The sequence below is a fragment of the Herminiimonas glaciei genome, from assembly GCF_042664955.1.
Taxonomy (GTDB): Bacteria; Pseudomonadota; Gammaproteobacteria; order Burkholderiales; family Burkholderiaceae_D; genus Oxalicibacterium; species Oxalicibacterium glaciei.
In genome coordinates this window covers 1,346,313-1,367,881 of sequence record NZ_JBHTBU010000001.1, presented here as the reverse complement: position 1 = coordinate 1,367,881, position 21,569 = coordinate 1,346,313, and the positions used below count along the sequence as shown (strand labels likewise).

General features: G+C 55.3%; 20 protein-coding genes. 9 read left to right on the top strand and 11 right to left on the bottom strand.

Features of this window, described 5'->3' with window-relative positions; translation table 11 throughout:
- Positions 1-63: 63 nt before the first annotated feature.
- The gene (locus ACFQPC_RS06015) at positions 64-1,656 is read right to left on the bottom strand and encodes a methyl-accepting chemotaxis protein (RefSeq protein WP_382270807.1); all 1,593 of its coding nucleotides are present in this window, start codon (positions 1,654-1,656) and stop codon (positions 64-66) included.
- 177 nt (positions 1,657-1,833) lie between these two features.
- Here ACFQPC_RS06015 and ACFQPC_RS06010 point away from each other — a divergent pair, with 177 nt between their 5' ends.
- Complete coding sequence (locus tag ACFQPC_RS06010; protein WP_382270805.1) at positions 1,834-2,022, top strand: YjfB family protein; 189 nt, start codon at positions 1,834-1,836, stop codon at positions 2,020-2,022.
- 65 nt (positions 2,023-2,087) lie between these two features.
- The gene (locus tag ACFQPC_RS06005; protein WP_382270803.1) at positions 2,088-2,693 is read left to right on the top strand and encodes a DUF924 family protein; all 606 of its coding nucleotides are present in this window, start codon (positions 2,088-2,090) and stop codon (positions 2,691-2,693) included.
- A gap of 71 nt (positions 2,694-2,764) precedes the next feature.
- Here ACFQPC_RS06005 and ACFQPC_RS06000 read toward each other — a convergent pair whose 3' ends face one another.
- Positions 2,765-3,397 (bottom strand): TetR/AcrR family transcriptional regulator, encoded by a 633-nt coding sequence (locus ACFQPC_RS06000; protein ID WP_382270802.1) that lies wholly within the window; start codon positions 3,395-3,397, stop codon positions 2,765-2,767.
- A gap of 202 nt (positions 3,398-3,599) precedes the next feature.
- Here ACFQPC_RS06000 and ACFQPC_RS05995 point away from each other — a divergent pair, with 202 nt between their 5' ends.
- The 5 genes from ACFQPC_RS05995 to ACFQPC_RS05975 all read left to right on the top strand — a co-directional run bounded on the left by ACFQPC_RS05995 (position 3,600) and on the right by ACFQPC_RS05975 (position 10,908).
- Complete coding sequence (locus ACFQPC_RS05995) at positions 3,600-3,773, top strand: hypothetical protein (protein WP_382270800.1); 174 nt, start codon at positions 3,600-3,602, stop codon at positions 3,771-3,773.
- 195 nt (positions 3,774-3,968) lie between these two features.
- Positions 3,969-5,195 (top strand): efflux RND transporter periplasmic adaptor subunit, encoded by a 1,227-nt coding sequence (locus ACFQPC_RS05990; protein WP_382270798.1) that lies wholly within the window; start codon positions 3,969-3,971, stop codon positions 5,193-5,195.
- 55 nt (positions 5,196-5,250) lie between these two features.
- Positions 5,251-8,469 (top strand): efflux RND transporter permease subunit, encoded by a 3,219-nt coding sequence (locus tag ACFQPC_RS05985; RefSeq protein ID WP_382270797.1) that lies wholly within the window; start codon positions 5,251-5,253, stop codon positions 8,467-8,469.
- A gap of 2 nt (positions 8,470-8,471) precedes the next feature.
- On the top strand, positions 8,472-9,917 hold the full coding sequence (locus tag ACFQPC_RS05980) for an efflux transporter outer membrane subunit (protein ID WP_382271875.1): 1,446 nt from the start codon (positions 8,472-8,474) through the stop codon (positions 9,915-9,917).
- Positions 9,918-10,212: 295 nt separating this feature from the next.
- On the top strand, positions 10,213-10,908 hold the full coding sequence (locus ACFQPC_RS05975; RefSeq protein WP_382270795.1) for a DUF4197 domain-containing protein: 696 nt from the start codon (positions 10,213-10,215) through the stop codon (positions 10,906-10,908).
- Between the two features lie 33 nt (positions 10,909-10,941).
- Here ACFQPC_RS05975 and ACFQPC_RS05970 read toward each other — a convergent pair whose 3' ends face one another.
- The 5 genes from ACFQPC_RS05970 to ACFQPC_RS05950 form a co-directional block, all read right to left on the bottom strand.
- On the bottom strand, positions 10,942-12,054 hold the full coding sequence (locus tag ACFQPC_RS05970) for a GlxA family transcriptional regulator (RefSeq protein ID WP_382270794.1): 1,113 nt from the start codon (positions 12,052-12,054) through the stop codon (positions 10,942-10,944).
- A 211-nt stretch (positions 12,055-12,265) separates the two neighbouring features.
- Complete coding sequence (locus ACFQPC_RS05965) at positions 12,266-12,523, bottom strand: transposase (protein WP_382270792.1); 258 nt, start codon at positions 12,521-12,523, stop codon at positions 12,266-12,268.
- 70 nt (positions 12,524-12,593) lie between these two features.
- Positions 12,594-13,325, bottom strand: coding sequence for a histidine kinase (locus ACFQPC_RS05960; protein WP_382270791.1), 732 nt, complete (start codon positions 13,323-13,325; stop codon positions 12,594-12,596).
- A gap of 94 nt (positions 13,326-13,419) precedes the next feature.
- Positions 13,420-14,046, bottom strand: a complete 627-nt coding sequence (locus ACFQPC_RS05955) for a hypothetical protein (protein WP_382270789.1) — start codon at positions 14,044-14,046, stop codon at positions 13,420-13,422.
- Between the two features lie 539 nt (positions 14,047-14,585).
- A complete protein-coding gene (locus ACFQPC_RS05950; RefSeq protein WP_382270787.1) occupies positions 14,586-15,590 on the bottom strand; it encodes a zinc-binding alcohol dehydrogenase family protein in 1,005 nt (334 codons plus the stop codon).
- A gap of 130 nt (positions 15,591-15,720) precedes the next feature.
- Between ACFQPC_RS05950 and ACFQPC_RS05945 the strand changes: the two genes are divergently transcribed.
- Positions 15,721-16,620, top strand: coding sequence for a LysR family transcriptional regulator (locus tag ACFQPC_RS05945; RefSeq protein WP_382271874.1), 900 nt, complete (start codon positions 15,721-15,723; stop codon positions 16,618-16,620).
- Between the two features lie 10 nt (positions 16,621-16,630).
- Here the strand turns inward: ACFQPC_RS05945 and ACFQPC_RS05940 are convergent, their stop codons facing one another.
- Positions 16,631-17,530 carry an NAD-dependent epimerase/dehydratase family protein gene (locus tag ACFQPC_RS05940; protein ID WP_382270785.1) on the bottom strand — a complete coding sequence of 300 codons (900 nt, stop codon included), beginning with the start codon at positions 17,528-17,530 and terminating at the stop codon, positions 16,631-16,633.
- Between the two features lie 109 nt (positions 17,531-17,639).
- Between ACFQPC_RS05940 and ACFQPC_RS05935 the strand changes: the two genes are divergently transcribed.
- Complete coding sequence (locus ACFQPC_RS05935) at positions 17,640-18,521, top strand: LysR substrate-binding domain-containing protein (protein WP_382270784.1); 882 nt, start codon at positions 17,640-17,642, stop codon at positions 18,519-18,521.
- A gap of 12 nt (positions 18,522-18,533) precedes the next feature.
- Here the strand turns inward: ACFQPC_RS05935 and ACFQPC_RS05930 are convergent, their stop codons facing one another.
- The 3 genes from ACFQPC_RS05930 to ACFQPC_RS05920 all read right to left on the bottom strand — a co-directional run bounded on the left by ACFQPC_RS05930 (position 18,534) and on the right by ACFQPC_RS05920 (position 21,568).
- A complete protein-coding gene (locus ACFQPC_RS05930) occupies positions 18,534-19,091 on the bottom strand; it encodes a M15 family metallopeptidase (RefSeq protein WP_382270782.1) in 558 nt (185 codons plus the stop codon).
- Positions 19,092-19,119: 28 nt separating this feature from the next.
- Positions 19,120-20,487 (bottom strand): sensor domain-containing protein, encoded by a 1,368-nt coding sequence (locus ACFQPC_RS05925; protein WP_382270780.1) that lies wholly within the window; start codon positions 20,485-20,487, stop codon positions 19,120-19,122.
- Between the two features lie 163 nt (positions 20,488-20,650).
- Entirely contained in the window at positions 20,651-21,568 is a 918-nt protein-coding gene (locus ACFQPC_RS05920; RefSeq protein ID WP_382270778.1) for a LysR family transcriptional regulator, read from the bottom strand.
- Position 21,569 lies beyond the last annotated feature (1 nt).

Sequence of the window (21,569 nt, the reverse complement as noted above, 5' to 3'; positions counted from 1 at the left end):
CACCATGATTTTCATCAGGTGCGCGGTAGCCTGTCGCAGCGATTACTGTTAACAGATGAAATATCAGGCGGGTAGCGGTGCGCTGTGTTCATCCAGTTTGAAGCTGCGTACGGTGAGTGCCAATTGTTCCGCCTGGTTTTGCAGGGATGCGGCGGCAGCGGCAGCTTGCTCGACCAGTGCGGCGTTTTGCTGTGTGACTTCGTCCATCTGGCCTATCGCCTGGTTGACTTGTTCGATGCCGGCACTTTGCTCCTGGCTGGCGGCGGTAATTTCCGCCATGATGTCGGTCACCCGTTTCACACTGTCAACTATCTCACCCATAGTGGTACCGGCTTCTGCCACCAGTTTCCCGCCGGTATCAACGCGGGCGGTCGAATCACCTATCAATGCCTTGATTTCCTTGGCGGCTGATGCCGAGCGTTGTGCCAGGTTGCGTACCTCTGCTGCAACGACCGCAAAACCACGACCTTGCTCACCGGCGCGCGCCGCTTCAACCGCCGCGTTCAGGGCCAGGATATTAGTCTGGAAAGCAATGCCGTCAATCACGCTGATGATGTCGACTATCCGCTTGGAGGATTCATTGATGGATTCCATCGTGACCACCACCTGCGATACGACGGCGCCGCCTTTGACGGCGATGTCCGACGCGCTGGCGGCCAGTTGATTGGCTTGCCTGGCGTTGTCGGCATTTTGCTTGACGGTGGACGTGATTTCTTCCATCGATGATGCGGTTTCTTCGAGGGCACTGGCCTGTTCTTCGGTACGCGAGGACAGATCCAGGTTGCCGGCGGCAATCTGATTCGAGCCGGTCGCGATCGCATCCGTGCCGTGCCGGACCTTGGTCACGATGCGCATCAGGTTTTCATTCATGTCCTTCAATGCATGCAGCAACTGGCCGGTTTCATCTTTGGAGTTGACATCGATCTTGGCAGTGAGGTCACCCGACGCCACCGTGCGGGCGATGTCGATGGCATTGCTTAATGGTCGCGTTACGCTGGTGATGATCCAGTAGGTGAGGCCGGTACCGACGATGGTGAGTATGGTCAGGGCCAAAAGGATGGTTTTGGTGGCCAGCTCATTTTGCGCTTGCGCGGCCACACGATTGTGTTCACGGATCTGCGCCGATTGCTCGCTGACATAGCTGACGATCTGATCGATTTTTTGTGTAGGTTCGCGGTCCATGCCTTTGACCATGGCATCGATCTCTGCTGCGCCGCCGCTTGCGATGTGATTGTTTTGTCCGAGGGCCGCCAGATAATTTTTCTCCAGTTGCAGCAGCGATGCCTGCGCCTCATTCAATAACGGGGTGGCCAGTTGCAGTTTGCTGAAGATCGCATGCAGTTCATTCAAGCCATCATTGGTTTCCTTGCCTTGCTTGATGAAGGCAGCCTTGTACTTGGCGAAGTCTGCGCTATCGTGACCGCGCAGCAGGATATTTTTCCATTCCTGGATCTGGATTTTGAAATCGACTTGTGCCTTGCGCGCCGTGTCTACCGTGCGTTCCACATTGGATGCTTGCTCAAGCGTTAACATCATGAGCGCATTGGATTGCTTGATGGTGCTCCATCCTGTCAAACCCAGGGCGACCGAGCCTAAAATTAAAAATGTGCTGAGCAGAATCAGGCGGCTGGAAATCTTGACATTTTGTATGCGCATTTTGACTACCTCTTAAACCCGGCAGGACGCCGTAAGCCTTTAACGGCGAGGCCTATGCAAACTCAAGCGCTTTTTGATGCATCGCAACTAAAAAAACGGATCATGCATAAAGAATTGCGAATCGCCGCCGATAACGAGGTAGAAGCGCCATTTCCGGTGCATAGATTCGAGGTATGTATGGACGTAAGCAATATTGCCAACCTGGCCAGTAACCTGGCGGCACAGCGCACCAGCAATGAAGTGTCGCTGACGGTGTTCAAGAAGGCGATGGATATCCAAAGTACGACGGCACTGTCTTTGCTTGATGCCGTGCCTAAAGTCAGCCTGCCTGCGAATGTAGGACAAAACATCAATACCAAAGCCTGATTGCCGACTTCCCGATTGCCGCAAGCTATGCGACCATAGCCGCAACGGACTTTTCGGGAGATGGCATGACGAAGGCAACGGCGGATGCGGTATTGCAGTTCTGGTTCGGCAGCGAACAGGACGATACGAAAACTGCTGAACAGCAAAACAAGCTGTGGTGGTCCAAAGACGACGCGGTGGATCAGGCGATCAGCAGTCGTTTTAAAAACAGTACCCTGGCTGCCGCTAATGGTGAATTGGATGAATGGGCCGAGCAACCGCGCGACTTGCTGGCCCTGATCCTGCTGACGGATCAGTTCCCGCGCAATATGTATCGCGGCTTGCCGACTTCGTTTGCGTTTGATGCGCTGGCTTTGCAATGGAGCCTGATTGCGCTGGATCATGGCTTCGAACGTCATTTACGCCCGATAGAACGGGTCTTCCTTTATCTTCCGCTGGAACATTCCGAAGTGCTCGAGCACCAGCATCGCTCGGTCGCCTTGTTTGAACAGTTGCTGCAGGATGTGCCGGCTGCGCACAAACAAACCTTTAGCGGTTTTGTGCAATTCGCGATCCGGCACCGCGATATCGTTGCGCGCTTCGGGCGCTTCCCGCACCGGAATGCGATTTTCGGACGCGATTCTACGGCAGAGGAACTGGCGTTTTTGCAAACGGCAGGTTCTTCTTTCTGATGGTCTTCAATTGAATGGATGACAGCGGGCAGAACGTCCGCTGTTTCACCTGACGGTATTACTGTGCCTTGCTATTTGCTGACCGGCCAGGCGCGCATAGCAGCTGCCGCAATCGCAAGCAGCTTGTCACGATCACCGGTATCGCGTGCCTGGGTCGACATGCCCTGGATCACTGTCGCATAAAAGCTGGCCAATGTGCCGGGATCAGTACCCGCCGGCAATTCCCCTTCATTCACACCTTGTTCTATCCGCGTCTTGATCATGGTCTCGACATTGTCGCGGCGTTCGGTCATCGCGGTTTGCACATGTTCGGCCGAAGCCGAGCAATTGGTGGTCGCGGTGACCACCAGGCAACCTGGCGGATGGCTGGGGCAGGTGTTGTCCACTGCGCTGCTCTGCAATAAACGCTCGATCGCATCACGTGCCGTCGGCGCTTCGTCAAACAGGCATTGGAGGGCGTCGCAACTCTTGGTGGAGTAGCGCTCAACGGCTTCCAGAAATAATTGTTCCTTGTCGCCGAAAGCGGCGTACAGGCTGGGCGGTGTGATGCCCATGGCGGAGGTCAACTCACTCAGCGAAGCGGCTTCGTAGCCGTAGCGCCAAAACACCAACATCGCACGCTCCAATGCAGCTTCCCGGTCAAAAGAGAGGGGACGGCCACCTTTTTTGCGTGGTTTGTCACACTTTTCGGATTTATTTTCCATTTCCATAGCGATCGATAGTAAACCCCTTGACAGGTTTAAACAAGCAATATACAGTTCACATCATACTTTCATAGCGATCACTATGAAATATGAAAGTGTCATGAAATTGAAATATTTTTTTAGGCCTTTCGGCAGTCAAGGATCGTTCTTTTAGTTTCTATCTATCAATACTTTATTTATTCAGTTACAGCGAGTGTACCAAATGAAAAACCGTCTCTACCAAATAACTGTTGTTGCTGCCAGTACGCTCGCGCTGTCTGCCGCGATGCATAACGAGGCATTGCAGGAAATCGTCTATGACGGTGCCTTGACCGGCGGTGCAGTACTGGTCGGCGCCAACGTGTCGCTGGGCAACTTCGGCAAAGCCGGGCAGTAAGCATGCGCAAACCCGACATGATGCCACCAAACGCCGATTCGCGTCGGCGGGTGGCATTTTTGCGTTCCGCGGCAGGGAAAAACGCGATGCGATGTCGATCTTTCAACTGATCTTCCACGATACCGAATTTCTTTAGTTGCTAGCCATTGCTAATTAATTACCAATTTTTCACAGATTACTTTTCAGGGAATGAAAATGAAAACATCGACTACACCACGTTTTTCCCGTAGCGCCATCGCCATAGCGGTCGGCGTTTTGCTGATTGTCGGCGCGACAACAATATCACTGACAGGTCGTGCGGAAAAAACGCCGGCGGCGGCACCGGCGGCAGTCAGCGTCACGGTTGCCAGCGTATTGGAACGTTCGGTTACTGAATGGGATGATTTCTCCGGGCGGGTGGAAGCCGTCGAACGGGTCGAAATCCGCCCACGCGTTTCCGGCACTATCGATGCAGTGCATTTCCAGGATGGCCAGTTGGTCAAGAAAGGCGCTTTGCTGTTTACGATAGATCCGCGCCCATACAAAGCGGAACTGGCACGCGCCGAAGCGGCACGTGCAGGAGCGCAGGCACGCCTGGCATTGGCCAAAACCGAACTGGAACGTACCAAGCGTTTGCTGGAAGAACGTGCAGTCGCACAACGTGAACTCGATACCCGCGAAAACGCGATGCAGGAAGCCGATGCAAACCTGAAAGCGACCGACGCTGCGGTCCTGACCGCACGCCTGAACCTGCAATACACCGAAATCACCGCACCGGTTTCCGGTCGTGTCTCGCGTGCGGAAATTACCGTCGGCAACCTGGTTGCAACCGGTCCGACTGCACCGACGCTGACCACCGTCGTGTCGGTATCGCCGGTCTATGTCAATTTTGAAATCGATGAACCTACTTATATCCGCTACGCCGGCAACGGTACGGTTGGTAACAGTGGCGTGAGCAAGATTCCAGTCTCCATCGGCCTGACCAGTGAAGAAGGTTATCCGCGCAACGGTAATGTGAAGTCTTTCGATAACCGTCTTGATACCGGCTCCGGCACGATACGTGTACGTGCCGTATTCAATAACGAAGACGGTACGCTGACACCGGGCATGTATGCACGTGTACGCACCGGCGATGCAAACGCAAAGAACGCCTTGCTCATCGATGACAAGGCAGTCGGTACCGATCAGGACAAGAAATACGTGATGGTGGTCAGTGCCGATAACAAGGTGACTTATCGTCCGGTCAGCCTGGGTCCTATCGTCGACGGTTTGCGCATCGTGCGTAGCGGTTTGCAAAAAGATGAACGCATCGTCGTCAACGGCTTGCAACGCATACGCCCGAATGACACCGTCACACCGGAAGTCGTGAAGATGGATGCGCGTGTCGCCAGTGCAAATACAGTGAAGCCGGCAGGGCAGGCGGCTTCCAGCGCAGTCAACTAAATCGGAACCCGACAGTAGCTGACTCCGCTCCCCACATTTAAGAAGAAAAACTGAAATGAATATCTCTCGATTTTTTATCGATCGCCCCATCTTTGCCGGCGTTTTATCGGCCATCATCCTGATCGGTGGTTTGATCTCGATGCTGAACCTGCCGATTTCCGAATATCCTGAAGTCGTGCCGCCATCAGTCGTGGTCAAAGCCAACTTCCCTGGTGCCAATCCGCAAACCATCGCGGAAACCGTTTCCACCCCGATTGAAGAACAGATCAACGGTGTCGAAGGCATGTTGTACATGCAGTCGCAGGCAACTTCCGACGGCCTGATGACCCTGACCGTTACTTTCAAACTGGGTGTGTCGCCGGACCAGGCGCAGCAACTGGTGCAAAACCGTGTGAACCAGGCGTTGCCGCGTTTGCCGGATGTGGTGCAACGACTCGGTGTGACCACCACCAAGAGCTCGCCTGATTTGACGATGGTGGTCCATCTGGTATCGCCTAATGACCGATACGACATGGCTTACCTGCGCAACTACGCAGTGTTGAACGTGAAAGATCGCCTGGCTCGCCTGCAGGGTATCGGTGCCGTGCAATTGTTCGGTTCCGGCGATTACTCGATGCGCGTCTGGCTTGATCCGCGCAAAGTGGCAGAGCGCGGCTTGTCGGCCAATGATGTGGTTGATGCGATCCGCCAGCAAAACGTCAACGTGGCAGCCGGTGTGATCGGCGCATCGCCATCGGTGCCTGGCGTCGATTATCAAATCTCGGTGAATGCACAAGGTCGCCTGACGACCGAAGATGAATTCCGCGATATCGTAATCCGTACTTCGCCGGATGGCGTGGTAACGCGTTTGCGTGATGTTGCGCGGGTCGAACTTGGTGCCAGCGAATATGCGTTGCGTTCATTGTTGAATAATAAGTCCGCTGTCGCCATTCCTATTTTCCAGTCGCCTGGCTCAAACGCACTCGATATTTCAAATAGTGTGCGCAAGACCATGATCGAGCTGAAAAAGGATATGCCGGAAGGCGTCGATTACAGCATCGTCTACGATCCGACCCAGTTCGTCCGTGCCTCGATAGAAGCGGTAGTGCATACCTTGCTGGAAGCCATCCTGCTGGTGGTGATCGTCGTGATCATCTTCCTGCAAACCTGGCGCGCTTCCATCATTCCGCTGCTGGCGGTGCCGGTATCGGTCATCGGTACTTTTGCGGTAATGATGGGCCTCGGCTTTTCCATTAATGCGCTCAGCCTGTTCGGGCTGGTGCTGGCGATTGGTATCGTGGTCGATGATGCGATCGTGGTGGTGGAAAACGTCGAGCGCAATATCGAAGATGGCCTGACGGCGCGCGAAGCGACGTATAAGGCGATGCGTGAAGTATCGGGTCCGATCGTGGCGATTGCGCTGACGTTGTCGGCAGTGTTCGTGCCACTGGCTTTCGTCAGCGGCCTGACCGGTCAGTTCTTCAAACAGTTTGCGTTGACGATTGCAATTTCGACCGTGATCTCGGCGTTCAACTCGCTGACTTTGTCGCCGGCGCTGGCTGCCATGCTGCTCAAGAGCCACGGTGCACCTAAGGATAAGTTCCAGTTGCTGATCGACCGCCTGTTTGGCTGGTTCTTCGTACGCTTCAATAAAGTATTCCACCGCAGTTCGGAAAAATACGGTGGCGGAGTGACCGGTATCCTGAAACGGAAATCAGCTGCACTGGCGGTGTACGCAGTACTGATAGGCGCGACCATGTTCCTGTTCCATCACGTACCGGCCGGCTTCATTCCGGGCCAGGACAAACAGTATCTGGTTGGTTTTGCACAATTGCCGGATGCAGCTTCGCTGGATCGTACCGAAGAAGTGATTCGTCAAATGTCCGAGATCAGCATGAAGACACCGGGTGTTGAATCGGCGGTGGCATTCCCTGGCCTGTCGATCAACGGCTTCGTCAACAGCCCGAGTTCAGGCATCGTGTTTGTCACGCTCAAGCCATTCGAAGAGCGTCGCAGCAAAGACTTGAGCGGTCCGGCGATTGCACAAAAGCTGAACCAGCAAATGTCCGGCATCAAGGGTGCCTACATTGCGATGTTCCCGCCACCACCGGTGCAGGGCCTGGGTACCATCGGCGGCTTCAAGCTGCAGATCCAGGATAGGGGTGCGCTGGGTAAGGAAGCCTTGAACGATGCATTGAAAGCTTTCCTCGCGAAAGCCTATCAGGCACCTGAACTGGCCGGCATGTTCTCCAGCTACCAGATCAATGTACCGCAACTGTATGCGGACCTGGACCGTACCCGGGCGCAGCAACTCGGCTTGTCGGTACCGTCGGTATTCGATGCCTTGCAGATCTACCTGGGCTCGCTGTATGTCAACGACTTCAATAAATTCGGTCGTACCTTCCAGGTCAGGGTGCAGGCGGACGCACCGTTCCGTGCCCATGCCGAAGATATCGGTTTGTTGAAAGCGCGTAACAAGAATGGCGAAATGGTCCCGCTGTCGTCGGTCCTGAAAATGACGCAGAGCTACGGCCCTGATCAATTCATCCGCTACAACGGTTTCCCGGCAGCTGACGTCAACGGTGGCCCGGCTCCTGGTTACAGTACCGGCCAGGCGCAGGCGGTAGTAGAGCGCCTGCTGGCAGAAACGCTGCCACGTGGCATCAGCTATGAATGGACCGAGATCACTTATCAGGACAAGATTGCCGGCGATACGCTGTTCGTGATCCTGCCACTGGCGATGTTGTTGGTGTTCTTCGTGCTGGCTGCGCAATATGAAAGCCTGACCTTGCCGCTCGCAGTCTTGCTGATCGTGCCGATGGGCTTGCTGTCTGCCATCTTCGGGGTCTGGTTGACAGGCGGCGACAACAACATCTTCACGCAGATCAGCCTGATCGTGCTGGTGGGGCTGGCCTGTAAGAATGCGATCCTGATCGTGGAATTCGCCCGTGAACTTGAGCATCAGGGCCGTGGCATCTATGAAGCAGCGATTGAGGCAGCCCGCTTGCGTCTGCGTCCTATCCTGATGACATCGATTGCGTTTATCGCCGGTGTGGTGCCGCTGATCCTGTCGACCGGTGCCGGTGCAGAGATGCGTCATGCCATGGGTGTGGCAGTGTTCTCCGGGATGATAGGTGTGACGGCATTCGGCCTGTTCCTGACGCCTATCTTCTATGTGCTGTTGCGCACGCTGGAAAAGAAATTTACGCGCAAGAAGGAAGTGGAAAGCGAGGCCTACGTCGCGCATCCACATCCTGCTGCTGCAGCGGATACTCCGCACAATTACGAGGTGTGATGATGAAGAAATTTAATTTAACCCTGAGTACCATGGTCGCAGCACTGGTGCTGGCCGGTTGCTCGACGGCGCGGCCGCCGGAAGAACTGAAGCTGGACTTGCCGAATGCTTATCGTGAGCAGGCAAGCACGCTGGATGGTGCATGGAAGCTGGCAGCGCCGGCCGACAACAAGGATAGAGGCGCATGGTGGAAGGTATTCGGCGACGAGCAACTGAGTAATCTGATCGTGGAAGCTGGCAACTCCAACCTGAACCTGGCGATTGCGCTGGCACGTGTGAAAGATGCACGCGCCATCGCAGGTGTAGTAGATGCTGATCGCGGCGTGCAGGTCGACGCCGGAGTCGGTCCGACCCGTACCGGTAATGCGCAAGGTGCGAGCACGCAGTATCGTGCACCTTTGAGTTTTGCGTATGAAGTCGATTTGTTCGGTCGCTTGTCTGATGCCAGTCGTGCCGCCAGGCTGGATGCAGAAGGGCAGGAAGCGGCATATCGCTCCGTGTTACTCGCCTTGCAATCAGACGTTGCGCAGCAATACTTCACTATCCGTTCGCTGGATTCCGAAGTCGACGTATTGCAAAAGACGGTCGCTTTACGGCAGGAAGCACTGGACCTGACACAACGCCGCTTCGATGCCGGTGATACCAGTGAGCTGGACGTGGCACAGGCAAAAACGGAATGGGCCACCACCAGTGCCGAACTGGAAGGCGTGAAACGGCAACGTGCACAACGCGACCATGCACTCGCCATCCTGCTCGGCAAAGCGCCGGCGGAATTCAGCCTGCCGGTTGCGCCACTGGCGGCCGAGGTGGTGACCGTGCCGTCCGGCCTGCCATCCGATTTGCTCGAACGTCGTCCTGACATTGCGCAGGCACAGCGCCAACTGGCGGCATCCAGCGCACGTATCGGTGCGGCCAAGGCGGCCTTCTTCCCGAAACTGCTATTGACCGGATCGGCCGGTTACGAGTCGAATGAATTGCGCGACTTGTTCAAATGGTCGAGCCGCAGCTGGATGCTGGGACCCGTGGTTGGCACCATCTTGAGCATGCCTTTGTTTGACGGCGGTCGTAACCGCTCCAACCTAGCGCGGGCGGATGCCAATTACGAAGCGTTGGTGGCCAATTATCGGCAACAGGTGCTGGTCGGTTTCCAGGATGTGGAAGACAATCTGAGCGCCTTGCGCACGCTGGATCGTCAATTGCAGTTTGAAGACCAGGCGGTCAATTCGGCACAATTGGCATCGCGCCTTGCCGACTCGCGTTATCGCTATGGTTCGGCCAGCTACTTCGAAGTGATCGATGCACAGCGCTCCAGCCTGTCGTCGCAACGCTCGAAGATACGCAGCACCGGCCAGCGTGCGGTGGCATCGGTGGGCCTGATCCGCGCCCTGGGCGGCGGCTGGGAAGCACCGGTAGCGAAAGAAGGTCTGGCACTGGCGGCCCAGCCATAAGCTGAGTTTGCCTCACACCGGTCGGGAGTCATGTTTCCGGCCGGTGTGCTGCTGTATCTTGTCATCATATGTAAACAGCTTCACAGCGCTTCCTCCAGTCGGTTTTCCTGCCGGCAATTCCTCCTCCCATGTTTATGTGATCGGGTGGCTCTTGGTAAAGAGTTCCTGTTTCGCCCGCTTGCAATTGTTTGCCGCAAAGTGCTGCCGCAACAATGCGTGTTGCGATAATATGAAGCCGCTATCATCCAGATACCCATCGCATCATCCCATTCATCGTTACTCTTGAGGAGACACCATGCTCAACCATCATTTTTCCAAAACGACGCTCGCAGTTTCATTAAGCCTGGTCGTTTCCGCGGCCTTTGCCGTGTCGCTGGCGGACATCAGCAACAAGGACGCGACCAGCGGGGTGAAAGCGGCATTGGAAAAGGGGGCGACAGTCGCGGTGTCCAAACTGGGTGTGGAAAATGGCTTCCTGAATAATGAAAAAGTAAAAATCGGTTTGCCCAGCGTAGTGGAAAAAGCGATGCCCATCCTGAAGATGACAGGGCAGGGCAAGAAGGTTGAAGAATTACAGGTATCAATGAATCATGCGGCGGAATCGGCAGTGGCACTGGCCAAACCTTTATTGCTGGATGCGGTGAAATCGATGTCGGTGACAGATGCGAAGAATATCCTGACCGGCGGCGATACCTCGGTGACCGATTTCTTCCGGCAAAAAACCGCGACGCCATTGGGTGCGCAATTCCTGCCGGTAGTGAAAAATATTACCGATAAAAATGGTTTGGCACCGCAGTACAACGCGATCATGGGAAAAGTAGGTTCGAGCGGCCTGGTCTCGAAAGATGAAACCACGGTTGAAGGTTACGTAACCAAGCGCGCGCTGGATGGCTTGTACACCATGATCGGTGAAGAAGAGAAAGCGATACGCCAGGATCCGGTCGGTGCCGGCAGTGCTATCCTCGGCAAAGTCTTTGGTGCGCTGAAGTAAGCCCGTCGCTGTATTTTGAAAGTGGCCGATGTCTCACAAGAGACCATCGGCCAGCGTCTTCTTTGAGATAGCGTCAAAGACGAGGATTGGCGGGCTCATGTTAATGGGATCAGGGCTGGGGGCGCCCATCGAACTTTGTGCAGCGCGTTCGTTACGCCTGTATTCGCAAGGTGAAATCAACAGGTGTTTACGGAATAATTTCGACACATGTTCGCCATTTAAAAAACCACAACGACGGGCAATCTTGTCGACCGGTAAATCAGTTTCGCTCAGTTGGTGGCGCACCGCATCCAGGCGCAGGTGCAGCAGGAATTCATGTGGCGTCCAACCGGTTTCCCGTTTGAATTGACGCTGGAAATTACGCTCACTCATTGAAACAAAATTGGCGGCATCGATGATGCTGATAGGTTCTGCCATATGTTGCACGAACCAGCGCGATGCCTGTTGAATCTTGGTGCACTTGACGGGCTCGGTGACCCGGGCCGGACGTGCAGTCGCCTGTTCACGGCGATGATGGCACACCTGCAGGCTGTCGGCCACGCGCTTGGCGACACTGCTGCCCAAATCATTTTCTACAAACGTGAGTGCCAGGTCCGTCGCCATGCCGACATCGCTCGCAGTATAGATGCCATCGTCTTCGGTAGTGTTGGCATCGCGCTCCAGCTGGATATGCGGGAACTCGCGTATCAATTTGTCTTGCAATGCCCAGTGTGTCGTCGCGCGGCGATGATCCAGCAAGCCGGCAGAAGCCATGACAAAGACACCGGTACATACACCACCGATACGCCGCACCGAACCGCGTATGCCTTGCAGCCAGCCGATCAGGCCGGGGTCGCGATAGGCGTCGAAATTGCCGGTGCCGCTGGCGATCAGTATGGTGTCGAAACTGTGATTATCGTGTGGCGGCAGTGGCAGCGTCATGATTTGCACGCACGTGGAAGAGCGTATGACGCCACCGTTTAATGAAAGCAGGGAAATTGCATAACCGGCTTGTCCGGCAAAGACAGAGGAAATTAATTTGTCGCCTACTCCAAACACATCAGCGGCGCCAATCACGTCGGCGAGTATGACGCCTTCAAAAACGATGATGCCTATGTGTTTGATGGTTCTCGCACAGTCGGCGAGAGCCGGTAATTTGAATGACATTTGCTCCATGATATCTCCGATCAAGCTACTGTTCTTATTGCTTGGGCGCATTCAATATCAGAAAAAATATTGCCTGTAGAAAACCTTAGAGAAGTTTGAAGAGCTGGAATTTATTTCTTGTCGTTACTGATTAATTCTTCTCTACAATATAGGCTTAATTAAACTGATATGCATCTATATTTGCTGCGTCGCACATTACGATTTGAGAACTTTACTTATCGTCTAACAGATCTTTTAAGCGGGCATTCTCCAGAGCAAGTTCTGCGACGATTTGTTTGAGCTTGCTGTTCTCTTCATGCAGGCATTGCAAGTCGCGCGGAAAGCCGGGAAGGGCGCTATAACGTTTCTTCCAATCAAGAAACGTCTGCTCTGATACACCGGCTTGACGCAATACATCTTCCAATGGGATGCCCAATTCTTCCTGCTTCAGGGCTGCTGCGATCTGTTCGCTTGTTATCGTTCGCTTCATCGCAGGGCCTTTGCTTTCTGTTGGTCACATGCAAGATTTCACTGAGGCAATTTCAATTTCATGCAAGTCCTCATGGCAGCGGTTCAAGTCCCATGCGTTTGCGTACCACCGGGTCGGTATATTGTTCGGACGAATTCTGTGCGCTGACTGAATAGGTTTGAACTTCTCCCGCAGCGGCTTGCTTCGGCACACTCGGGCAGGTGCGTCCGGTTGCTTCAATCGCCTTGCGATTGGCATCGCTCTGGCATAACAAGGCGAGTGCCACGTCGTTCATTCCCATCGCGCGGAACTCCCTGGAGTCGAGTCGACGTACGCACGCTTCATCCACCATGGTCATGCCGCCTGTGACACCGAAACCAACTGCCGACACACCCAGCGATACCGATCCCATACAAGTGTCGGACAAGGTTGTAGTCAGTGCGGGTGGTGCCGAAGTAGGTACGTTCTTGACGGTGTAGTCGCCGCCATATTGCACCGTGGCCTGGGTGTTATATGCACTGCTGCCAGGGGCGCCGACTGCGCCGAGTGCTGCTACGCCAGGTGATGCCGAGCCGCTACCGGTACCGACCGAGACCGAGACGTTGGACGCACCACCAGTTGCTGCACCGCCGGTAGCACTACCACCGGTTGCCGCACCGCCGGCACCACCGGCACCACCGGTCGCTGATGAGGATGAACTGTTCGTGGGCAGTACGGGCGAGCCAGATCCGGAGCCTGACCCATGTCCATGCACACCTCCTGCCCAAGCTGGCAAGGCAAACATCGAGGCTACCAGCACGCCTATAAGAAGATTGCTTTTCATGGCTGCTCCATCACTCTGATGAATTCTGTTAACAGGAAGAGAGTGGTCTCTCTTCCTGTTCGGCTACTGTATGAATAGCCGATCCTCTCCTGGCTTAGTGAGCGCTGGCGGAAGAATTGCCGCCATTGCCACCGTTGCCGCCGAATGCTGCTCCGCTCTTCGTGTCGCCGCCTATGGTGACCGATTTGCCGTTGCCGCCGTAGTTGCCGTTTCCGCTGCCGGAAGCGGCGTTGCCGGTGGAAGAATTGGTTTGTCCGCCAACAGCGAGAGAATTGCCATTAAATTTCTGCGTTGCTGTTGTGTCGCCTGCCTTGGCAGTGCCGCCGCCGCTTTGGCTGCCATGGTGACCTGAATGACCGCTGGGTGCGCTGGCAGCACCGACTGCAGCTGCACTGGTGGTGGTTGCGTTGGTGTCACCCCCGCTGGATTTAACACCCCCGGTAGCTGTCAGGTTGCCACCTGTATTTGCTGTGCCGCCGAAGTTGAGTTGAGTGGCATTGCCACCGCTTGCGTTGCCGCCTGTGGTTGAGCCGCCGCTTGCGTTGCCCGAGATTGCTCCGCCACCGGCACCACCTGCGCCACCGATTGAAGCGGCAGATACATTACCGCTTGCTGCTGGCATAGGTGAGTGACCGCCGCCAGGACCACCGTAGCCACCGCCTGCATATGCTGATACGGCGAACAGTGAAGTGATAGCGACTGCAATGATGTGCTGTTTCATTTTTGATTCTCCTGAGTGTGGATAGAGTGTTGTTTACCTTGATGTCCCGTTCAAAGTCACCGGAGGGCAGACGAAAAAGTTTTGTGTTAACACCTGTCTTCGGATCAATCCACTCGCGCCAGCCGCAGACTGGTTTCGTTTGGATTGGCTTGATATTAGGTCGTGGAATCTTTTTCTTTACGACAAAACCTTGGCTACTTCAGACAGCGTGGCGTGGCGGGTTTTGGCAGATGGCGGACAGGTTTTCGTGATGTATCAGTCTGTATTTTTCATGTGTATGGACTGCCATATGAAATGAAAAAATACGCTGATAAAAATAAATCTTCATAGGGGAAATGAAGAAATTTAAATAAAGTTTACGGATGATTACACTTCATTTTTTTTGCGAACTTATTTGATGAATTGCGCAAAAAAAAGCATCCGTTAAAAACGGATGCTTGTCGTTTTGACTGCAAGATAAAACGGCACAATACAGATCGTTCTTTATACGTCGACGCTTGCTAACTAAAAATCGTTGGCAGGCGTCGCAACAACTAATTTCAAAATCCCTCGAGTACGATTTTTCCTTTCGATGAATTGCTCTCGAGCAATGCATGCGCGCGGCGCAAATTGGCGGAATTGATCGTGCCGAAATGTTCTGCGACAGTGGTTTTGATAATTCCCGCGTCGATCAGGCGTGCCACTTCATTCAGCAGCTCATGTTGCTTGTGCATGTCCGGAGTGCCGAACAGTGCGCGCGTGAACATGAATTCCCAGTGCAGGGAAATGCTTTTCCGCTTGAGCAAGCGGATGTCGAGTGCGGCCGGATCATCAATCAGCGCCAGCTTTCCCTGTGGCGCGAGGGCTTCAACAATTTCGCCAAAGTGCTGGTCGGTCTGGTTCAGGCTGGCGACGTATTTAACATTGTCTATGCCGATTTTTTTCAATTCCTGGCTCAAGGGTTTTGTATGATCGATCACATGATGTGCGCCGAGTTCGCGTACCCATTGCTGTGTTTGCGGACGCGATGCCGTCGCAATCACGGTCAGGCCTGTCAGCTGACGCGCCAGTTGTACCAGTATGGAACCGACACCGCCAGCGGCACCGATGATGAGTATCGCTTCCTTGCTGTCAGGCCCGACTTCAAGGCGTTCAAACAACAATTCCCAGGCCGTGATCGCCGTCAGGGGCAGGGCCGCGGCTTGCGCAAAATCGAGTGACGCCGGCATGTGTCCGGTAATGAATTCATCTACCAGGTGCAATTCGCTATTGGTACCAGGGCGGGCAATTGAACCGGCATAGAACACGCGGTCACCTGGTTTGAACAGGGTCACCGCATCACCGACCGCCTGCACGATACCGGCGGCATCCCAACCGATGACTTTGTATTCGCCATCCGCTGGATTGGCGCTGCTGCGTACCTTGACGTCAACCGGGTTGACTGAAATGGCTTTGACTTCGACCAGCAGGTCATGGCCTTTGGCGATCGGATCGGGCAGGGTGACGTCGAGCAAGGCTTGTGCGTCGCTGATAGGTAATGCTTGCTTGTAAGCGATGGCTTTCATCTTGAACTTCCTTTGTGAGATACACGGTGTGCAAATTTGTAAATGGCAAGAACGATGGGCCTAGTTTCCGCTATATTCTCTTTATTGAAAATACGTTGAATTAAATATCACTTTCAAAAATAAAATGAAAATACCGCGTATTGAAGATTTGATGTTGTTCGTGCGTGCAGCCGACTGTGGCGGCTTGTCCGCCGCTGCACGCGAACTGGATATCGCTCCTGCTGCCGCCAGTGCCGCCTTGAAGCGACTGGAAGCGGCACTGGGCGCGCGCCTGTTCGTACGTTCCACGCGCAGCCTGCGGCTGACCGCGGATGGCGAACGCTACCTGGTGCATGCACGCGCAGTGCTGCTGGCTGTGGATGAAGGTGCTGCCAGCGTGGCGCGGGATGCGCAAACGATAGGTGGCGATTTGAGCTTATCGATTCCATCCGATCTCGGACGCAATGTCATGTTGCCCTGGCTGGATGAGTTCCAGGCGCAATATCCGGCGCTACGCTTGCGCATACGTATCAGTGATCGCCTCGCCGATTTGTACCGCCAGACGATAGATGTGGCTATACGCTATGGCGAACCTGAAGATTCCGGCATGGTGGCCTTGTCACTGGCGGCAGACAATCGCCGCGTGCTATGTGCGTCGCCGGCATACTTCAAGCGTCATCCGGCACCAAAGAAACTGGCCGACCTGCAATCACATAACTGCCTGCGCTTTGTGCTGGGTGATGCAATACATGAGCGCTGGGATTTCTGGCGCAACAAGAAGATTGAAACCGTGGCGGTCGATGGCGATCGTATCAGCGACGATGGCGACCTGGTACGGCGCTGGGCGCTGGCGGGGAACGGGCTTGCATATAAATCGCGGCTGGATGTCAGCCATGATTTGAAAAAAGGCCGCTTGCTGGCGGCCTTGCCCAATTATCAGGGAGAGCTTGCGCCGCTGAACCTGGTGTGCGCGCATCGTTTGATGCTATCGCCTGCCGTGGTCAGCTTGCGTGACTTCCTGCGTCAACGCCTGGAGCAATTGAAAGATTGAGTAGTTGGACTCAGATTTTCATGTCGTTCGTGATCCAGGCCAAGACGGATGTATGCGTTGGCTTCCAGCCCAGTTCCTTGCGTGCCAGTGCTGCCGTGACACGGCTATTCGAACCGAAGGAATACACCGCATGACCGAAGCCCCATTCCTTGATCGCTTCTTCGACCGGCCATGATTGTGGTTCACCCAGCTTCAGGCGTTTGGCAATCGCGCTGACGATATCTGCATACGATGCTTCACCATTTTCGACAAAGTAGAAAGAACCGGCCGGCGCATTTTTCAGGGCGAGCAGGTACAGTTCAACCACATCCTTGATATGTACGTTCGACCAGACGTTGACACCTTTGCCGACGTAACGGGCGATGCCGCTTTTTTGCGCCTGTGCGACCAGTGGTGGAATTTGCACACTGTTAGCGCTGGCACCGAGGCCGGTGCCGTAAATCATGGTATTGCACAGGATGACCGAACGGACGTCGCGTTTGGCGGCATCGCGTATCAACTGGTCGAGCGAAGCACGGGCGGCTTTTTCAGGTACCACGGCGACCGGGGTATCTTCGGCGTAGACCTTGTCTGATTTCCATACACCACGCGCATCGTCGCCGACTACGCTGGAACCGCTGGTGTGGATGAAGGCTTTGCCGGAGCCGGCCAGTGCATCCAGCATCGCTTCCACCGAGGCACGGTGGTCGGAACTGGCGGCATTGATAACGGCATCCGCCTGTTGTGCTTCACGAGCCAGGATGGCTGCATCATCGAGGGTGCCGATCACCGGCTCTATACCCAGCTGCTTTACCTTGTCGGCTTGTTCCGGGGTGCGCACCAAACCGCGTACGGTATAGCCTTCCTGCAGCAGGCGTGCTGCGACCGAACCACCGATATAACCTGCTGCGCCTGTAATAAATACTTTCATGTTCTTGTCCTTTGTTGAGCGGATTTGATGCTGACGGAGCTACTATGCGCTTATTTATTGTTGAGAGAAATAGCGGTACTATCAAATAATATTTGCGTTTGGATCAATAATGGATATCAATTCGGACGATTTGAAGACCTTTGTCGCTGTCATCGATAGTGGCACTTTGGGTGCCGCCGCACAGCACCTGGGGCTCACCACCTCGGCGGTCAGTCGTGCGCTGGCGCGCCTCGAAGAAAAACTGGCGACGACGTTGCTGACGCGTACGACACGGCGCATGGAACTGACCGATGAAGGGCGGCTCTTGCTGAACCAGGCCCGTGCCATCCTGGCGGCGCTGGATGAGGCAGAGGAATCGATCCGGGTCCGGCGGCAACGTCCGAGCGGACGCCTGCGCATCGATGCGGCATCGCCATTCATCCTGCATGTGATCGTGCCGCATGTGGCGGAATTCCGCGAACTGTATCCGGATATCACACTGGAGTTGACCAGCAATGACCAGATTGCCGATTTGCTCGAACACAGGACCGATATCGCGATACGCGTCGGCGAATTAACGGATTCCACCTTGCATGCGCGTCCCTTGCGGTCCGGTGCGATGGCGATCCTGGCCAGTCCGGATTACCTGCAACGGCACGGTACACCGAAGAAACCGGCGGATCTGGCACAACACCAGACCCTGGGCTTCCTGCAATATGAAAACGGCAATAGCTGGCCGCTGCGTCTTGACGGTGGCGAATGGCTGGCGACCACGCCGGCGATCTATGCGTCGAGCGGTGAAACCCTGCGTGCACTGGCGCTGGCCGGGCAAGGCATCGCCTGCCTGTCGGAATTCATGACCAAGAAAGATATAGCGGCGGGCACGCTGGTGCCTATCCTGGCGAAGTATTACACCGGTTACCAGCGACCGATACATGCGGTGTATTACCGCAATACGCAATTGTCGCGGCGTATCAGTTGCTTCCTGGAGTTTTTACAAAAGAAGATGTGATGGCTGCTTGCCCTAAGCCTGATCGCGATCCGGCTGGAAGCACCAGTGCCAGGGTTCGTAGATGAAACCCAGGGTGTTATCGCGTGGATAGGACAAGGTAAAGCCGAAGCGGCCGGCATGCACGCTTAGCCAGCGGAAGGCTTCCGTGTCCTGAAATTCTTCTTCGGTTGCCATGCAACCCGGTGTATTGATATCAATCGCCCGTCCGGTGTGATGTTCGCTATAGCCGGGCGGTGCGCTCAGGGTCAGGATCTTTTCCATCGCCATATAGCGGTCCAGTTTGTACTGGATGATTTCTATCTGCCTCTCTATCGAGCGGAATGCGGATACCACTTCCAGCACCACACCGTCGCTGGCGGCGGCTGCCTTCATTGCATGCCAGGCCTTTGCGGTAGCGGGCGTCATTTGATATTCACGACCTTGCGCATCTGTTTCGGCAACCGTCAGTTCTTGCGCTTCGGCGTAGAAGGGCAGGCGCTTCGCGGCAATTACTTCGAGCGAGATGCCGAGCTTGTCCAGTTCCTGGTGGATGCGATCCTGATAACTGAGGGATGAGAGATCGTGTTTCATGCGTATGCGTATCGACGAAAGCTAAAGCTTACTCCGGAAGTCCCAGCTCTGCAGTTTGCCGACTGCGATCACGGCTGTGTTTTTCCAGATACATGGCCTGGTCGGCGTGCTTCAGCAATTGCGCCTCATCATTGCCATGCTCGGGATAGTGCGCGATGCCGATACTCGGCACGATATTGAGTACGTGTTTATCGATATGGAAGGGCGGACACAAGGCGTGGCGGATTTTTTCGGCGACCAGTGCCGCCTGTTCCGGCAATGGGATGAGCTGCAGCAGGATGACAAACTCATCGCCGCCAACGCGCGCCACCGTATCTGATTCGCGCAGGCATTGCTTCAGGCGTCGCGCGACTTCCTGCAGCAAGAGGTCGCCGACATGATGGCCGAGGGTATCGTTGACCAGTTTGAATTTATCCAGGTCGAGGAACAGCAAGGACAGGCAGCCTCGTTCGCGGCGCGCCTTCAGCAAGGCGACTTGCAAGCGGTCATACAGTAACGCGCGATTCGGCAAGCTTGTGAGCTGGTCGTATTGCGCCATGTATTGCAGGCGGGCTTGCATTTGCTGGCGTTCGATTGCGGTGGCGATCTGGGTCGAAACGAATTGCAGTAATTCCCTGTCTTGTTCGCTGTAGCGGATACCGCCCGGGTAGCTTTTGCATACCAACACACCGATCGTGCCTTTGTGCGACTTGAGCGGGACGCCGAGCCAGCACAGCGGCATGGCGGCCAGCATGACTTGCTGCTCACTGACATGCTCCTGCAAGGTTTCAGGTGTCAGCAGCAGCGGTTGCCCCTCCAGGATCACAGCCGCGCAGAGCGTGCCGGCCGGTTTGCATGGCGTGGGTGTCGGCTCGTGCTCGTCCATATGGTAAGGAAAACTCAGCTCATCGCTTTCCTGGTCGTATAGCGCAACGGCAAAATTATCGGTAGGCAGCAAGGTGCCTATGATTTGATGGATATTTTGAAATAGCGTGTTCAGGTCTTCGGCGGTGGCAGCGGCTTCAGAAATCGAGTAGAGCACGGCCCGCATGGATTCGGCCCGCTTGCGTTCGGTGATGTCACGTGCGACGCCGATGCGGACCTGGTCCGTCGGTGACCAGCGTGCCGACCACATAATGTAGGCGATTTGGCCGTCTTTGCGGATGTAGCGATTTTCGAAATGCAGTTGTGGTTCACCTGCCATCACATATTTGACAGATTGCCGGGTGCGTTCGCGATCTTGCGGCACGACCATGTCGAACATGATGCGTCCCAGCATTTCCTGCGGTGTGTAGCCAAAAATGCGTTCACATGCAGCACTGGCAAAGAGCACACGACCATCCACATCGACGGCAAAAACTGCATCGATCAAGAGATCAATGAAGCTGGCGCTGGGGGTGTAAGGCTTCGTTTCCATCGGGGAAAGCTAATTCAACAGGGTAGTTAGCATGAGTATGCCCGGATATCTGCCGGAATGGCAGCAGGCATTGCTTATAGACCGAATAAAGTTAACAGATGCACGCATGTTGAGGCCTGCGCGACTTCCCTGGGCGCGCCATCCTTGCGCACGGAAAGAATGTTTACAGGCGGCTGCGTGCTTCTGCGTGTGGCTGGTCGTTGGCAACCAGGTAGTCGACCAACTGGCGCGCATGTGTAGACAGTGTGTCCCATGCGCGTATGCAAATGCGCAGCTCGCGTGTGGCCCAGGCATCTTCCAGCGCGACCATATGCACCGGTAACTCCCGTATGTGGCGCAAGGCAGCCGCTTCCGGCAGCATCGCGATGCCGGCCTGTTCCGCTACCAGTTGGGCAATTGCATAAAAGCTGGGGGCGCGCACCCGTACCCGTAGCGGCCGCGAATTCTGCACCGCCATTTCTTCGATGAAGCGTTGCATCGCGCGTTCCGGCGGCAGGCAGACGAAGGCAAAGCCGAGCGCATCTTTTAACTGCACTGAAGGTCGCTCGGCCAGCGCATGTCCGCTCGGGACCAGCAACACCAGTTTGTCGTGCCGGAACGGCAAGGGGATCACGTCGCTGGTAGCCAGGTTGCCATCGAGCACGCCGACTTCGACTTCACCCGATTGCACCGCCAGCAGTACATCCGCACTTTTGTGTTCGACCAGTTGCAGGTCGATTTCCGGATAGTCGGCGAGGAAAGGGCCGAGTGCTGCCGGCAGGAAGGTGCTATTGGCAACCGTAGTACCGGCCAGGCGCAAGGTAATCCGGCGCTGCCCGGTGAGGTCGCGCAGCGTGTCTTTGAGATTTTCGGTTTCGAGCAAGACATGGCGTGCCCGGTCCAGCACCAGGCGACCGGCCGGCGTCAGGTGCATGCCTTCGGCGGAACGCTGGAACAGGGTGAGGCCGCTACGTTGCTCGAAATGCCGCAGGCGATTGCTGGCCGCCGATAAGGCGATGGGAAAGGAGGCCGCCGCCTTGCTCAGGCTACCGGCGTCGGCGATCGCTACCAGCAGGCGTAAATCTATGAGGTCGAAGTGCATG